Source organism: Endozoicomonas acroporae, assembly GCF_002864045.1.
GTDB lineage: Bacteria > Pseudomonadota > Gammaproteobacteria > Pseudomonadales > Endozoicomonadaceae > Endozoicomonas > Endozoicomonas acroporae.
In genome coordinates this window covers 18,631-35,075 of sequence record NZ_PJPV01000024.1, presented here as the reverse complement: position 1 = coordinate 35,075, position 16,445 = coordinate 18,631, and the positions used below count along the sequence as shown (strand labels likewise).

Here is a 16,445-nt window from a genome sequence, read left to right as displayed (position 1 = left end):
TAAGGATGCGCGAATATGAGTCATTTTTTCACGCCGGATGATTATGCCATTGCAGTGGCTGAGTCCCCCGTTGGCAAATATGTTTACACCCCTTATGTAAAACGTCTGTTTGTGACACACCCGGTAAATTCTGTTCTGGACCTGCGTTGCAGCGAAGGTTTCTTTTCCCGCCTTGCCCTGGCAGCCGGGGCTGAGTATGTGGTGGGTGTGGATCAGTGCCCGGCCATGCTGGATCGGGCTATACAGTTGAGCGAGTCTGCTGAACCGGGTATTGAGTACAAGCAGGCGGATCCAACGACATTGCGACTGGAGCGTTCATTTTCTGCGGTGCTGGCCTTCTGGCTGACCTGTCGCCTGGGCAGCCTGAACCATCTGAAAGAGCTGGCCGAAACCCTCTGGCATCATACGTCACCGGGCGGCTGTAGTTATCTGCTGGCGCTGGATTCTGAGCGTCATGCCCGGGTGCAGGGTAATCCTCAGACACCGGATGACTGCTATGGAAAAAAAGTGGACGCTGTGGCAAACCTGCAGGACGGTGATCCGTTTGAGCTGGCCATTCAAGTCGGGGAAACTGCGGTTCATTTTACCGATTACTGCTGGTCTACCGATACCATTGTTCAGTGCTTGCAAGAGGCTGGTTTGACCAACGTGAATGTGCTTTATCCAGCCGTATCGGAAGAAGGGCTTCAGGCCAGGGGAGGCGACTACTGGGCAGCGTATCAGGCCGATCCGTTTATTGTGGCAATTGAGGCGTTCAGGAAGTGAGGGAAAGGTTTTCGGTATTAGTCCATATACTCAAGAAAATCGCCCGCTACTATAGTTAGTCGTCTGCGTACGTTTGATTTCAGGAAGTGCCGAGTTGTCTGCTATTGCCGTTCTTCCCAGAATGCTGGGAACCCTGTTTTATTACTCTCCAACCTCCGAAGAAGCCGGTAGCGTTATTGCTGAACTGGCTGAGCTGCCTGCTCTGCTGGACTGGCAGAATCCTTCTGTTATTGAAGAAGCTGCTGCACAGCTGTGTTCTGTGGATATAGCGGAATTGACTTATCAATTTTCCCTGTTGTTTGAGGGGCAGGGCTCCATGCCAGCGCCGCCCTGGGGATCGGTTTATCTGGACCGGGAGAATTTGCTGCTGGGTGAAACGGCGCAGGCCTACCGGCAGTTTCTGCGAGCAAACCAGGTGGAACTGGATACCGATTTGAATGAGCCGGAAGATCAGTTTGGCCTGATGATTCTGGCCATGGCTTACTTTATGGAAACGGAGAATGACGATGCGCTGGTGGAATTGCTTGGCACCCATCTGCTGCCATGGTCTGGCCGTTATCTGGAATTGCTGGCAGAGGCGGATGAGAGTGGCTTTTACCGTGCGCTGGCGGTGGTGGCTGATGAATTTCTGAAGGAAGTCTCAGCAGCGTATGATGTGACGGCGGCAACCCATCAGCTATATCGATAAGATTGTTTCACCGCAATATAAGAGGGCTGTCGCACAAGCACTGGAACCACAAAGGCACAAAGACACAAAGTTTTTTATGGACTTGCCTGAGCTACGCTCGGCAAACAAAAAAGGCTTCCTTTGTGTCTTCGTGTCTTTGTGGTTCAAAAAACTGGCTAATTCAAAGCCTGTTGTTTCATCACTTGCAGCAGTGCCTGAACCGGGTGTGGAATCTTGCCATCACCATAACGTTTCACCTGGCTGCGACAGGAATAACCGGTGGCCACCAGCCTGCCATTGTGTTCAGGGTTCTGCACAACCTCCTTCCAGCTCATGTCGTAGAGCTTTCTTGAGGTTTCCTGATTACGGGTCTCATGGCCGTAGATGCCTGCCATCCCACAACAGCCGGTGGCTTTATAGGTGAGTTTAAGGCCCAGGTCACTGAATAACTGTTGCCATTGAGCAGGAGCTGCGGGGACATTGGAGATTTCTGTGCAGTGGCCCAGTAGCACAAAGTCTTCTGCCTCAGCGGAGGCAAGGCTTAATTGCAACTGACGTATTGTTTCTGACTGTTTGGCGAACCATTCGGACAGGAGCAGTACTTCCGGGGATCTGTCGCCCATCACTTCCCGGTACTCATCCCGATAGGTCAGGGTAACCGCCGCATCAATGCCCACCAGGCTGATGCCACTGTCGGCCAGTACTTTCAGCTCCTCACCATTGGTTCTGGCGATTTTTTCAAACCGACCCAGGAAACCATAGACATGGAGTACTTTGCCATTGGGGCGGTAAGGGGCAATCAATGGGCGGTAGCCAAGACGAATCAGCAGCTCAACCAGGTCGGTCAGCAGCGGTGTTTCAAAAAAGCTGGTAAAGGCATCCTGAATAATAATGACGGTTTTATCCCGTTCACTATCGGGGATGGCATCCAGCAACGTGCGGTTGGCAATGGCCGCACCAGCACGACAGCAGTCGTTAACCGGCGATGAACTGGTAATCACCGGAATATCCTGCAGACCAATGGTTTTGCTGGCAAGGGTATTGGCCACTGACCAGCCCATAACCAGATTGTAAGCCGGTTTGATCCTGGCGAGTACCGGCAGCATTGGCTCCAGTAAACCGGCCACATGGTGTTTGACCGGTCTCGGGTAACGGCCGTGGTAAAGCTCAAAGTAACGGGAACGCAGATCGGGCACATTGACCTGAATCGGGCACTGTCCGGCACAGGACTTACAGCTCATGCAGTTATCCAGAGCGCCATACACCTGATGACTGAAGTCCTCTTCACCCCGCCATTTGTTCACCAGGTTTATCAGTTTCTGACCACCGTTGTAGAGTGGGCCCGCCTGACGGAGCTTATGGCTTTCGCCAGCAATATCAGCACCAGCGGCGGTTTGTAACCGCAGCCACTCCCGCACCAGGCCAGAGCGGCCTTTCGGGGATTGCGTCCGGTCATAGGTGGCTTTCCAGGTGGGGCACATGGCGCTGTTGGGGTTGTAATTAAAGCAGGCACCGTTGCCGTTGCAGTACAAACTGCTGGTAAACGCGGCAAAGGCATTGCGCTCAATTTCCCGGTCCTGCTGGCCACGGGTGGGCACTTCATCAATCTTCAGCAGCTGAACCGGTTCGCTGGCGGGGGTGGCAATCTTGCCGGGGTTTAACTGGTTGTAGGGATCAAATACGCCTTTAATTTCCTGCAGCACCGGGTAGAGTTCGGCAAAGAAGTCCGGTGCGTATTCCGAACGGATCCCTTTACCGTGTTCGCCCCAGAGCACACCACCATAACTTCTGGCCAGGGCGGCCACGTCATCACTGATTAACCGGACCAGTTTCTCCTGTTCCGGGTCTTTCATATCGATGGCCGGGCGGACATGGAGAACACCGGCATCCACATGCCCGAACATGCCATAGGAAAGGTGGTGACTGTCCAGTAGTGCCCGAAATGCGTGAATAAAGTCAGCGAGATTTTCCGGAGGAACCGCCACATCTTCCACAAAGGGTATAGGTCGTGCGTCGCCTTTCATATTGCCCAGCAGCCCGACAGCCTGCTTGCGCATGTTCCAGATTTTTTTAACATTGCCGGTGCCGTTCACTACGCTGTGACCGGCACGCCAGATACTGACCGGTTGTTCCAGTACGGCTTTCAGGCGAGCGATACCCTGCTGAATCTCCGCTTCATTGTCGCCGGTAAACTCGACAAAGTTGATGCCGTCAATATCATCACTCTGCCCGGGAAAGAAGCCTTTGACGCTTTCCCAGACACTGTCAGCCTTTGCCAGCCCAAGCACACGGGAGTCGATGGTTTCAATGGAATCTGGCACGGCAGACATCAGTGTCTGGGCATCCTGCAGCGAGTCCTGGAAACTTCTGTAGAAAACCAGCACCAGGGCAGAGTGTTTGGGAATAGGCAGCAGGTTAACTTTGATTTCACTGATGATGGCCAGGGTTCCTTCGGAACCGCAGAGAATGGCATTCAGATCATGCTGGTTATCTTTATTGACAATATTGGCCAGGTCATAGCCGGTCAGGTTTCGATTCAGGTTGGGGAATACGTCAGACACCTGTTGTTGATGTTCGCGGTGGGTCTTTTTCAGGGTGTTATAAATCTCGCCAATGCGATCCTCTCGTTGACACAGTTGCTCAAGTTGATCGTTATCCACTGGTGAGGAGTTCCATACCGTGCCATCGGCAAGCACTGAGGTCAGTTCAAGTACATGGTGTCGGGTTTTGCCATACACCACAGAACCCTGACCGCTGGCATCGGTGTTCACCATGCCGCCCACGGTTGCCCGGTTGCTGGTGGAGAGTTCCGGGGCAAAGAACAGGCCTTCTTTCGCCGCCAGCTCGTTCAGGTAGTCTTTGACCACGCCGGATTGAACCCTGGCCCAGCGTTCTTTGGTGTTGATCTCCAGCACCTGGTGCATATAACGACTGGTGTCCACCATAAAACCAGACGTCAGCGACTGACCATTGGTGCCGGTACCGCCACCACGGGGAGACACGACGATCTGATGGTATGCCGACTTGTTGGTCAGGGTGAGAATCTTGCTGATGTCTGCCGTTGAGCGAGGGTAGAGCACTCCCTCTGGCAGTACCTGGTAGATTGAATTGTCTGTTGCCAGAACGGTCCGGTCGGCATAGCCCAGCTCAATATCCCCGCTGAAGCCAGCAGAGGCCAGCTCACGGGCAAAGTGGCTATATAAAGTGTTTGTTGTTTTCTGATCCAGCCTACTGATCACAGATTTACTCCCCATCAATCCCGTGGGGTATTGTACGTAAAGCAGGGAAAGTAGGGAACAAAAGGTGGTGGGTTTGCGATTAACCTTGGGGCAGCCTGGCTCTTTTATACATACACTGGCAGAATATTTATATATCCCGCTGTCCTTTATTTATGGTGAAGAGTACTGGGTTGACGATAAATTGATATATGGGTTTTGGGATATATTGCCAGGATATGTCGTCCCATTCGCAGCAACCATTTGGTTCTGGTTACGTTATATGGGAGCCCCCGGAAAAATGGCGACCAGATTACGAGTGGTTGATGCCACAACCGGTAAAAAAATGAGCACAGGTCAGGCAATAGGCAGATACTTTGCCTACATTATTGCCATGCTGCCTTTAGGGCTTGGCTTTATCTGGATCGGCATAGACAAGCGAAAACAGGGTTGGCACGACAAGCTCGCAGGAACCGTTGTTATTTGTGATACATCAAAAGAGCCGGTTCAATTTAGGTGAAGAAATAAAAGGTATTGCTCCGGAGCTGGGGCAATACAAAGCTCAGGTTTAGAAGGGGTTATGTATTAATTGCCCTGATTACACAGGTAATTTCTTTGCTGGAATTCCATATATAATAAAAACCACTCGTCAGTGTGATTTCCAGGATGTTATTTATGAGCAGATAGCGATCATGGGAACGGGCAAATCTATTGAATCCAGGAGTGGTTGTATCGCATTGTTGAAGACTCCATAACTTGTTTTTTCTACAACAGCTCCCTATAAATTCGCTATTTCTATCTCCACTGGCTGGCGCGTTTTCTATGTATTGAATTTCAATCTCTTTATTGGGCAATAAGTTAAATAATTGCTCGTTCTCAGTATGATTGGAAAAATACTTATCATAAATTAATATCGTATCAGCATCTTGAAATACACTAGAAAGGTAGTCTTGCAAAAGTTGTCGATTTTCATCATGCAAATGAGTGATAGTATAATTTCGGTTAATATTTTTCTTTTTAATATTCAGAAAAGGAGGCTGATCTTCATCTTCCGACTGAGTAAGAATAAGCTTGAAAAGTGTTTTTTCAGAAAGCTCTCTGAGAGTTAAGTCTTTATGAGACTCTTGAGCAAGCAGCGCCGGATACAAGTCGTCAAATACTTCTTTTGGTAATCCGTGAGAATCTTTGCAGCGCTTGAGTTGAGCAGCATTGGTCAGAATTTTATGTTCAATATTTTCAAGCAATAGCTCATAAGCTTTCCTCTCTTTAGAACTCAAAGGATGTTGAGTTGTAGCTTTTTGATAGATGCTATACAGCTTGTCAGAGAGCACTATTTTGTACTTTGTTTCCGTCATACACCGACTACCTTAAGCTCAAAAGCGTATCAACGCTTGCATCGAAGAAGCCGGTAGGGAAGCTCTGTCGAACTTCGTCCTGATCACAAAAGTGACCAAAAGCATCAAGTAGTAAAGTCTGAAAATGGGTTTCAGAAGAAGGTTTATAATGAACCACCACGTCATCGCTGGAAATATTTTCGTTACTAGCCTCGAGTCGTATACGATTAATCAAGTGCTCACTATGAGTTTCTACAATTAACTGAATACCCTTACTTGCAATAAATGATAGAAAAGCACCAATCAGTGCTTGTGACTTAGGATGCAGGTGTATCTCCGGGTTTTCGATAAGCACCAGGTCCCCTTGTTTTGCCATTAAACAGATAATCAGAACTTTGGCAATATAGCTGACACCTGCTCCCAGGTTAAACGGAGATATCTCACTGCCAATATCGTTAGCACTATAAAAAACCTTTACACGATCACCAACCAGCTCCGTTTTTAGTTCCATTTCTGAACCGGTGATTTCGGTTAACCATTGACTCAACTGATAGCCCAGTGTATTCGAACCTTCATATTTGACTAGATAATCAGGAAGTGACTTTCCCTTAATTCTTTCAAAATGAGAAAATAAGTACTGAGCATACTCACCAACCTTGCGTTGCTGAGACACTGCAGTAAGGTCCTCCGCACCAACACGATTAGCATTCAAATAGAGTAACTCTTGCTGACTCTCTTTTGCTTCAAAGTAATACTGAAGCGATGAGTCGGTTTCTGCTGAATTATCAGTTAGCTCAAGTCGGTGGTTTTGCCCATCAGTACTAATTACTTCAATATATATTTCTTTTGCATTGGTTGTCTTGTTTCGTATTGCAGTGAAATTATCAAGGTGGAGTAATAACTCCTCCATTTTGAAAATATTCACTTCCTGACTATGCCCGATTAGCAGCATTAATGCCTGGATAACAGTAGATTTTCCTGACGAGTTAGCACCAGTCAGAATGGTTAATGGCTTTAGCAGCAGGCCTTCATCTGCCAGGCACTTTAAATTTTTAATGATTAATTTGTTAAGCATAATTAAGCTCTTTGACTATATAGTTGGCAATCTCAAACCGGGCTCTTACATTGTCAGTAGTGTCAATAGACCCGGAGAATAGACCTTCATCCTCTATTTTCAATTTTGCCTGCTCAACCAGATGTAATGCTTCCTCTGGATTTATAGTCGATAAATCCAGTTGCTCAAAAGCAAACACTAATGTTTCAAATAAGCCCATATTAATTGGACGCCGGTTTCCACCTGATTTTGGGGTAAAACGGAAGGCTTCATTACCCAGAATACTATGCACGTTTTTGAGGCCCTTTAGACACGCTTGCTTTACTGTATCAAGGGTGGTGTCAGGCGCTTTCGTGTTTAGAAACCTCATCACCAAGGCTAAAAATGCATCAATATTTGAATGGTAAGTAATCTGCGGCGACAACAGATTATTCTCTCTCAGGTAGAACCCAACAAATCGCAACACAAGGTAGCGATCACGCATTCGGTTGGATTTAACTCCCCCACCAGTTGCGGTTTGGAACTCCGGACTCTCTGCAATCAACCTGATAAGTTCAGTAGATTTTCCCTGGTACAGGGCATGACGCATTTCCTGCTTGTTCAGGTTGACGCCACCACGATTGACACGCTCGAAAATATTGAATTTCACTAGCTCAGGTGTCGGCGGTTGAATAACGTAACAGTGAAGCTGATAGTCCTCCAGTTTAGCCTGTAAAACGGGTGGAATATCATCAAATTTTTTGCCACTTAATTGAGGCAGCATGGTCAATGATGTGAGTGAGAACTGTCCTTCAAGATATCGTTTCAACGCAGTGATACGCTGCTTGCCATCAATGATCTGTCTGATCCCGTTTTCATCTTCGAACAGATAGATCAGTGGGATGGGAATGCCCATTAAAACAGACTCAATCAACTCGGATTGATGCTTCTTGTCCCAAACATCAATACGTTGAAAGTCCGGTGCCAACACCAATGTATTATTTTTTTCCTTGCGCAACAGCTCAAACACACTGGATTGTTCTTTCGCTATACGTACCTCAGTATTGGTACCCATCTGATGAGGGCGAGCATTGAGTTCAAGCTCTTCCTGATTCTCAATTTCAATCTCATCATCAGTAGGATTTACCTTGGTGGCAGTCTCATTGGGCGCAATTGAGTTCATCATATCATCCGGATATTCACTGTGAATCCATTGTCACAGCAGAGAATAAGAGATTCTAGTCTTAACCATCACAACGGCAGCAGCTGCCATAAGTTAAAATAACAATTAAAAACTCGTGACTGCTCATAACGTTACTACTAACTTCATTTTGAATTTCAAACAGAGAAAATCAACGCTGTGTCAAATGGACACAGCGTAGCATCAAGCCATTCAATCCAGCAAAATCGCCTTCTGCATCAACATCTGATTATTCTGATAAAAAGGAACATCAGTGTTGCCCAAAACAGTGGCAGGGATATTAGCCAGCTCCACCAGGTTATCCATAGGCACCACCACCGACTTGGCCCCGTTCTCAGACAACATGGTCAGCTTATCCGCAAAGTTAATGGCCCGCTCAATAGCACCACCCACCGAGATATTCCCCAACACTGCAAGCCCAGCCTTGAGGTTTTTCTTGTAGAGCGCCGAGACAATCGCAATATACACCGCAGAACCAATACCAGATGAAACAGAAGAACCCAGCATATTAGTCACCTGAATGGTGATATCGAAATTCTTCAGCGAGTGCTGCTCACTGAGAATCGTCTTCTCATTGGCCTTAATATACTGGTAGGTGTTCTTGACATTCTCCTTAACGCTGTTGCTGCTAACACCGGTAATGTTCAGCTTGCCAGAGCCGGAAACCGCAACCGCTTCAATCCGCACCAGTGCCACATTATCACCATCACTGGTACTGGTATAACAGACACCCGGCGGCAGCGGCGTATTTTCAATCAGGTGAGAGCCCTTCTCTTCCGGCAGGCCAACAAAATGCTCTTCCTGAGTCTCTTTGTCGATGTAAGAGAAGTTGGTATCCCAGAACTCCATACCGCCAATGCGCTTTAACTGCTCCTTGACTCGACGACGCATTTCCAGGGCGATTTCCAGGTACTCCCGAACATCGTCCTTGGTGTACTCACCATCCGGATGCAACAGCTTGATAAAACCGGAAACCGTCTTCTTAACCGGTTTGGTATCACGCTGCTTCAGGTGTGAGCCAAGGGAATAAAAGTTTTCCAGCGCATCGGTATACGTCACCCGCCGGAACGATTTCAACGCTTCCGAAAAGTAATCCGTACTGAAACCAAAGTTGGCCGTAAAGTGCTGCGGCGCAAACTTGATCATCTCCCAGCCTGGCAGATAAAAATGCAGACGGTCCAGAAACGCCGTATCGTTGCTCACCTCGGCAGACAGCGGGCTGAACAGATGGGAAGTCTGCAACACCGTCTCAACTGGCTGGTTAATGTTACCGTTCAGAATAATCGAAGCCACACCGGTAATCTCACCACCGGCCCCGGCCCGGGAGAACGAGCCAGACTCCATATAGTCTTTCATCAGTGGCACGGCATCTTTGTCTTTAAAGATCTTATCCGTCGCCTCATCAAAACAGATGGCATCCCACTGGCCAACAGCCCCCACCTTGCCGGTAGAGCCATGGACAAACAGCTTGGCCACCGTCCCCTGGCCACCGGAAATCAACACCGCATAAGGCGTCAGCTCTTTAAAGACAAACGACTTACCCGTTGAACGTGGCCCCAGCTCAATAAAGTTAAAATTACTTTCCACCATGGGCAGCAAGCGGGCCAGCAGCAGCATCTTGATCCGGTCATTGACCCCTTCAGCACTGGGCTCATAACCACAGCTGCGCAGCAAAATATCCAGCCATTCACTTTTGCTGAACTCTTTGCGCTTGTTGATAATCTTGCTGTTATCAAAAGAAGAGAGCTGAATCGGTTTGATGCTGGTGACCACAAACGGATAGATATGCTGGCCAATCCGGATATCTGGATCATACTCCACATCGATAATGGCCCAGATACCGCCCATCAGCATCTTTTCGTGCTCTTTCACCAGCCCGTCACGAATATTGCCATGGGTGATATTACTGTTCTGGAGTTTGGCCCAGTAGATATCCTTTTTGGAATCCAGCTCCACCGAAATTTTATCGATAATCTTGTAACGCCCCTTCTCCCGAATCTTGGAATGAATCAGGGCGCTCTCTTCCGGGTTCACATAGTGCTCACTGAGAATGCGCTTTACATTTTCCATGCCTTCCCGAATCTTCTCTTCATCATCGGTAGAGCAGGAGTTGGCGATCAGATACTCAAGCACGAAGACAGGCACGTTAGCACCTACCTTCACCAGCCGCACCAGGTCTTTTTTCACCACGTAGCCCCGGAAATGTTCCAGCAGCTTAAAGTCCAACTCATTCAGCACGGCCATTGCCCATTCCTCAATTCAAATCCTCCCGCTGGCGTCATAGTAACCCGCCTAAATCCCGGTCGTTATTTCGCTTAACGGTCGCCCGGTCAAGATGCTGTTTTGTGCTGGCATCTAATAACTGTACTTCGATCTCATCATAGCCAGAGAAACTGTATTCTTTCACCACGGCACTATCATCGTTCCTGATAGTAATAATATCGCTGGTATTGACTTGCTGTTTACCCGCAAAAAAGACCATCACTACCTTACGTTCACCGGTGAACAGATTATCTTCAGCCGCTTCAGGCTCAAGTTTAATCTGATAATAGTCTCCCGCCACGCCGCTCAGGTCACTCTTGTTAGCGATGGATACTGCCAGCTCCCCGATATCATCAGCTTCCTTCTCCCAGCAGAAGTAAGGGGTGATCAACTCCTGTGGTGCCAGCCCCCCATGAGAAAAACCATAAGTACCAGGCGTCTTGAACGGGTTCATGGTCTGGGCAAAGTACAAATAGCTGAACTCGTTATAATCTCTGGTCCTTTCAATAAACTGAGAGGTCAGGTCAGGCTGTTGCACAGCTGTTCTGACAAATCGTTCATCAATATAGTGTTCACCCGTGGGCTTAACGACAATCTTATCCGCTTCACTGAGCATACCCGTTAATACAAAGCCATGGTCACTGATCAGATAGACTTTGTTATAACCACTGTTCAGCAGTTGCGATACTTTCTCGGCAACAAAAGCGATAGCACCTGGGAAAAATTTCAGTGCCTTATGGTCGATCTTATCTCCCAGGTCATCAATGTCCTTATAAGTGCAGATCAACACCTGACCTGCTCGGGCCTGATCATTCACTTCATCAAGCCTCAGGTAATCGATGGTGGTGTTCCCGGCATTCTGCTCTGTCAGATATTTTTCCCGCTGCCCCTGAACAGCGACAATACTGCCATTGTCCATATAGATATGGCTCATATTGTTTTCAGTTTCAGAGGGGTAATCCGCCAGGATAGCATCCCGGGTCAGCTTAAACTGCCCCTTAACCTGTAAAGCAATCTGCTCAGTAACTTCATAAGCCACTGCATCACCAACAATCACCGCTATCTTCTTGCCAGTATTCTGATCAATAATTCGCTGCAAGGTACCGGTCTGGTTTTCCTGATACTGATCAAAGTACCGGAACCACTTATCCATAAAAATGGTCACCAGCTCTTTATAACGGGTCTGAAACGGCTCCAGCAACTCAGGTTGATTCAGAAACTCGGTGTACAGGTTGCGGATGGCGGTATCCAGCGAACTGAAGTTTGCCTTGTAATAGTCAATACAATCACTTAAAGAACCCAGGCTATTCATCAGTCCTGAATCAACATTCAACAGCGTAAGAAGGTCCGCCCAAAAACGGATACCCAGGGCCTGAGCCTGCTTACTGTGATGTCGCTGCTTCAACTTATCCAGCAGACGTTTATCCAGAGTATTACTCGCCAGCTGTTCTCCGACGGCTTTCAGCCATTGTTCATCCACTTGCCGAAATGGATGATCCGGATGCACATGCCAGATATCCACACCGTTCAGTGTGCCACCTTGAGCTGAATAGGGGCGCAGATAGTCAGGAAACGATGAAGCGTAGGTGTTGGAATCCAGCCAGCCGGTATACACCGACCACAGGGTTTTATCGCAAGCATTGCTGGCCAGGCCATCCAGCATGGCATTCACCACCTCACTGGCCAGTGTCGCCGGCGGCTTGTCCATATACTCCTGGCCCAGCAGGGTATTCACTTGCCGATAGAAGGTTTCCCGTATCTGGGCATCGTAATGGCTGCTGGCAAAGGTATCCGGAGCATGAACAAAGGGCAGCAGTTCCTTCTCCAGGTCAAAAATCTCCGATACGCCCTTATGGCTCAGGTCAAACCAGTAAGACTTATCTTTACCCACACTGACTTTCGCGGCCGCCACCAACTCGCTCTGGGGCAGGTTGATATTCAGATTCAGCGTCTGATGCACCTTATCCTTGATGTAATTCTGCAAATAACGGATTTCAATCACACCGTGGGTTTCGCAGTATTCCCGCACAAACTTCAGCTCATCTTTGGTTCGCTGGGTATAGACCAGGAACTTCTGGCCGGAAGCTGGCTGTGCTTGCAGCGCCTTTTCAATACGGTACTTGGCCTCAAGCTCTTCCAGATCACTGCTCGTCTTATGGATTGTGCAATGGTCCGGCAGGGTGTTCAGCAGAAACTCCGCATCACCACTGGCATCAATAAACACCGCCACCGGGTGATGTGCCAGAATGCGCTGTACATCGTCGTTAAACCAGGAATCAATCATTGTTGGGCATCCTTACCAGTCGGCGTTCAGGTATTTTTTCAGCTGACCGGCATTGAGCACATCGTAAGCCAGCATCTTTTTCTTCTGCAGCGGTGCGATATTTTTACCCACACCATCGTCGAGAATGGGGTTATAGCCTTCCGCCAGTAGCTCATCGATCTTTTTCTTAAAGGCGTCGATCTCTTTTAGCTGTTTGAAGATGTGGGCCTTCTCATTCTGGGCTTCGGCGCTTTCGCTATCAGCCAGGTCGCTCTGACGGTTCGCCAAAGCGCGTTCACGGTTTTCGATATAGACCGAACGCAGGCGCATCAATTTATCACGGCTCCATTTGTAGATAATGATGTAGCAATCAAAGCCTTGTTCCGGGCCGCTGGTTAGATGCCAGATAAAGGGAGTTTTTGGCAGATATTGGAATAAGTTAAGATACTCAGTCAGTTCTTCAAAGAAGTATTTATTTGTGTAGTCATTTATGGTGTGACCTAATACAGAATCAAAGCTGGAATATTGAGCTGAGGTGAAACCTTTTTTCTGAAATACTTCCTCGATACGGTCTATTAGTACTTTCTCACCAGCATTTGAAACCAATGGAACTATTCCATCTTCATCATCCATCAAAATCTCACGAATTATATCAACAAGAAACTCCATGGCTAAGGAATTCATTCGCTGTTTTGGTATGATTTTGCTATTTTTAAACCAGTACCAAATGTTTATAGGGTTGATTTTATGCCGATTGCAAAACCCCTCAAAGTCATTATTTTTTTGATAAAGGTTTGAGAATTCCTTTTCGATAATTTGTTGTTGCTCAGTAGAAAATTCTAAAGTTGAAATTTCTGATATGAAGCCTCTGATATCTGCCACTGATAATTCTGGATGAGATTTCTCAAATGCCAAATATTCTTCTCGCGCTTCTTCCAATACTGGATATGAAGCTATATTCTCTCCCTCTTTCAATATAATAAGATCTTTGTCTTCATCGGTAATTTTATATTCTTTAAAGACAATTTCATCAATTAGCTTTTCAATTATTAGTATTTTGCAAGCCAAGTGATTTTCAATATTTAATAGGTTCTTCGCTGAGTTAGCAAAAGAACGACTAAAATCTTTGACGAAGATGCTCTCAGAGTAATTTGGCTCTATTAATGAGAAAGAGTTTATTGTTTTCTTTATACTGATTATCTCTTGAACGAATCTATCAATATTTCTTTCTGACTCTTTGGGAAAATCAACCAAAGGGACTCGCTTTATGTCTCCAACTTGTGAACTTACAGATGGATTTAGCGATTTCAAAATAGACTGAACCAACTTTGAGTTCATAGTAGCCAGTAAAACATTAAGGTTTGAGAAGCTTTTATCAAACATTGAAGGGGCTGCGCTATCGAAAATCACATCTTTTTCTAAATATCGGAATGAATTCCCTCTGTTGCTAGACTTACTATACGTCACTCCTTCTTGGAAATAATAATCTTTAGCAGTTAAATTTGCGCCATTTTTAATTTGGTTATTTCCTGAATCTTCCCACTTGAGGACAAACCAATTGTTACCATACCACTTATTATAATCCCCCCCCTTAGTGTATAAGTAATAACAGAGATGATCTTCTGTATATGGAAACATTATTTCCCAAAAGTATCTTAATATCTTTTGGTTGTCGTTTGACTTAAACCCTTCGGTTACATGTATTTTACTATTAACTGTCGTACCTTCAAACTTACTTCTGAAAGAATCTGATATCCAGTAAATAAATGGCCAGGACTTAATGGCTTTGAATTTTTCTTGCTCGATCTTGTAGTTAAATGAATCATTTACTCCCTTAATACAGTTAGATAATCGATCTTTGAAATTATTGATCTCTTTATCCCTGCCTCCTGAAGGACTTGATAAGTTTATGAAATTAGAAGTTTGGGAAACCTTATTTTTTTCTAAAACATAAAAAGACGGATAAATTATACCAATACCGAAAACTCCGCCTGTTTGTGGATAGTGTACAAAAATATCTATATGAGTGTTTTGTATAATAAACTCTCTAACACCCTCAAAAGTTTTAATGAACATAAAAGTGTCAGGGTGGATTAATGCGATTTTTCCATTTATAGCAGTTAGATCAAAACACCTTTTTATAAATGATGCGTACAGATTGGTATGGAATTTATTTGGTTTTTTAAAATTAGCTTCAATAAATTTTTTTAGATCAGGGCCAAATTCAGAAGTATCAGTATAAGGTGGGTTAGCTGCAGCAACATCATATTCAGTTGTCAACAATTCAAGAAAAGTGATTGCGTCACGAGCTTTGCTGGTTAAAAAGGTGTTGGCCCCGGATTTGGCAAACTGCTCAACAGCTTTTGCCAAATTAGTAAAAAAAGTAGACGCAAAGTTTTTATGCTCTGCAACATCTACTGCACCAAACAAATCACCACCAACCTTTTCTTCAAGTTGCTTCAGCTGTTGGTTCATTTGATCATTTATATGAATTAGCGAGCCAAATTTATAGGCATAACGTAGATCACCCCAAACTTTTTCAATCAGCTGCTTCTGTTTGGGCATTAGCGATGAACCATTTTCAAAAATAGTACGCACTTCATTGTAGTTAGGTAGGTAGAAGTCAGAAGAGACCACATTAAAGCTCAATTCACCAATGGTACGACGCTTCTTCCGAGCCTTAATATAAAGACCCAACTGAGCCAGCTGCACCGCTCGATCATCCAGATCAATACCGTGCAGGTTATTCTCAATAATCAGTTTGGGAATATCTTTCTCTTCGTAGTCTGCACCGTAGTTATCGATCTGATCCTGATAGAGCGCATAATAAAAATCGAAGGCATAAAGCAGGAAGTTACCCGAGCCACAGGCCGGATCAATAATTTTTACTTCATGGAGTGGCTTGCGCTCACGGACTCGGGTTTCCGGCACATTGGCAATTTTATACGCCTTCTTTATTTCAGAGTCGGGATACATCTCCAGGTACAACTTACCCAGAGAGTTCTGCACCAGAAACTCAACCACCCACCGTGGGGTATAAACCTGGGACTGCAGGGAAACCTTGTCGTACTCGGTTTTCGCCTTGCTGTCTTTATGGGCCTTTTTCTTCTGGTTGTTGTAGCTTTCGTACATCCAGCCCAGCACATCATCACTGAGCCAGATATCGCTGCCCACCTGGGCATCCTGCTCTATCGCATTAAACCGCTCAATAATCTCATTCAGGCTGATGGGGTCCGGCAGCAGGGCATAGGGGTACTCTTTACTGTACAGGGGCAACGTCTGCCCTAGCTCGTCAAAGGCGTGTTTGATATAGTCCCGAATCCCTTCCAGCTCTTCATCCCGCATATGGGGATAGTCTTCCAGCCAGGCCTTATGACCAAAGGAGCGATTACCGTGCTCCATCTGCTTGGTCAGGATCGGGCGGAACAGGCTGGCGGCCTCCATCACTTTGATGGCGGCCAGTCGGTTAAACAGGGTAAAGGTGAGTTCATCAATCAATTTTTCCCGACCACTCTGGTAGCTGCCGGTTTCCCCCTCATGACTGGCGAGCATGCTGTTAAACCGTGCCCGCTTTTGCTTAACTTTTTCCGACAGTTTCTCAACGTCAGTTTGCTTTGTTGAGCCAAAACCAAGACGGGCAAACTGCTTATCGAAGGCACCCTCAATCAGCTCCCGCAGGCTGTCAACGTGATCTGCTAATTTCAT

General features: G+C 46.4%; 10 protein-coding genes. 3 read left to right on the top strand and 7 right to left on the bottom strand.

Translation table 11 applies throughout. The annotated features are described in order from the left end of the window. The first annotated feature begins 15 nt into the window (after positions 1–15). Positions 16–765 carry a class I SAM-dependent methyltransferase gene (locus CX664_RS04330; protein WP_101745546.1) on the top strand — a complete coding sequence of 250 codons (750 nt, stop codon included), beginning with the start codon at positions 16–18 and terminating at the stop codon, positions 763–765. Between the two features lie 94 nt (positions 766–859). Next, entirely contained in the window at positions 860–1,453 is a 594-nt protein-coding gene (gene dmsD / locus CX664_RS04325) for a Tat proofreading chaperone DmsD (RefSeq protein WP_101745545.1), read from the top strand. 155 nt (positions 1,454–1,608) lie between these two features. On the opposite strand, the gene ydiJ is transcribed toward dmsD, so the two are convergent. After that, the gene (ydiJ, locus tag CX664_RS04320; RefSeq protein WP_101745544.1) at positions 1,609–4,686 is read right to left on the bottom strand and encodes a D-2-hydroxyglutarate dehydrogenase YdiJ; all 3,078 of its coding nucleotides are present in this window, start codon (positions 4,684–4,686) and stop codon (positions 1,609–1,611) included. A gap of 52 nt (positions 4,687–4,738) precedes the next feature. Here ydiJ and CX664_RS04315 point away from each other — a divergent pair, with 52 nt between their 5' ends. Then, positions 4,739–5,167, top strand: a complete 429-nt coding sequence (locus CX664_RS04315) for an RDD family protein (protein ID WP_244910623.1) — start codon at positions 4,739–4,741, stop codon at positions 5,165–5,167. A gap of 58 nt (positions 5,168–5,225) precedes the next feature. Here the strand turns inward: CX664_RS04315 and CX664_RS04310 are convergent, their stop codons facing one another. The 6 genes from CX664_RS04310 to pglX all read right to left on the bottom strand — a co-directional run bounded on the left by CX664_RS04310 (position 5,226) and on the right by pglX (position 16,445). Further along, a complete protein-coding gene (locus CX664_RS04310; protein WP_101745542.1) occupies positions 5,226–6,002 on the bottom strand; it encodes a hypothetical protein in 777 nt (258 codons plus the stop codon). A gap of 7 nt (positions 6,003–6,009) precedes the next feature. Continuing rightward, positions 6,010–7,056 carry an AAA family ATPase gene (locus CX664_RS04305; protein ID WP_101745541.1) on the bottom strand — a complete coding sequence of 349 codons (1,047 nt, stop codon included), beginning with the start codon at positions 7,054–7,056 and terminating at the stop codon, positions 6,010–6,012. Then, positions 7,049–8,200 (bottom strand): DUF262 domain-containing protein, encoded by a 1,152-nt coding sequence (locus CX664_RS04300; RefSeq protein ID WP_206679220.1) that lies wholly within the window; start codon positions 8,198–8,200, stop codon positions 7,049–7,051. Before CX664_RS04300 ends, CX664_RS04305 begins: the two co-directional genes overlap by 8 nt. A 207-nt stretch (positions 8,201–8,407) precedes the next feature. After that, positions 8,408–10,459, bottom strand: coding sequence for a protease Lon-related BREX system protein BrxL (gene brxL, locus CX664_RS04295; RefSeq protein WP_101745539.1), 2,052 nt, complete (start codon positions 10,457–10,459; stop codon positions 8,408–8,410). Positions 10,460–10,493: 34 nt separating this feature from the next. Further along, entirely contained in the window at positions 10,494–12,761 is a 2,268-nt protein-coding gene (locus CX664_RS04290; protein WP_101745538.1) for a PglZ domain-containing protein, read from the bottom strand. Positions 12,762–12,773: 12 nt separating this feature from the next. Continuing rightward, entirely contained in the window at positions 12,774–16,445 is a 3,672-nt protein-coding gene (gene pglX / locus CX664_RS04285; protein WP_101745537.1) for a BREX-1 system adenine-specific DNA-methyltransferase PglX, read from the bottom strand.

What these genes read in the sequence shown, in the direction of transcription:
- CX664_RS04330 (WP_101745546.1), top strand. Translation starts at nt 16, where the DNA reads ATGAGTCATTTTTTCACGCCGGATGATTATGCCATTGCAGTGGCTGAG.
- ydiJ (WP_101745544.1), bottom strand. Translation starts at nt 4,686, where the DNA reads ATGGGGAGTAAATCTGTGATCAGTAGGCTGGATCAGAAAACAACAAAC.
- CX664_RS04310 (WP_101745542.1), bottom strand. Translation starts at nt 6,002, where the DNA reads ATGACGGAAACAAAGTACAAAATAGTGCTCTCTGACAAGCTGTATAGC.
- CX664_RS04305 (WP_101745541.1), bottom strand. Translation starts at nt 7,056, where the DNA reads ATGCTTAACAAATTAATCATTAAAAATTTAAAGTGCCTGGCAGATGAA.
- CX664_RS04300 (WP_206679220.1), bottom strand. Translation starts at nt 8,200, where the DNA reads ATGATGAACTCAATTGCGCCCAATGAGACTGCCACCAAGGTAAATCCT.
- brxL (WP_101745539.1), bottom strand. Translation starts at nt 10,459, where the DNA reads ATGGCCGTGCTGAATGAGTTGGACTTTAAGCTGCTGGAACATTTCCGG.
- CX664_RS04290 (WP_101745538.1), bottom strand. Translation starts at nt 12,761, where the DNA reads ATGATTGATTCCTGGTTTAACGACGATGTACAGCGCATTCTGGCACAT.
- pglX (WP_101745537.1), bottom strand. Translation starts at nt 16,445, where the DNA reads ATGAAATTAGCAGATCACGTTGACAGCCTGCGGGAGCTGATTGAGGGT.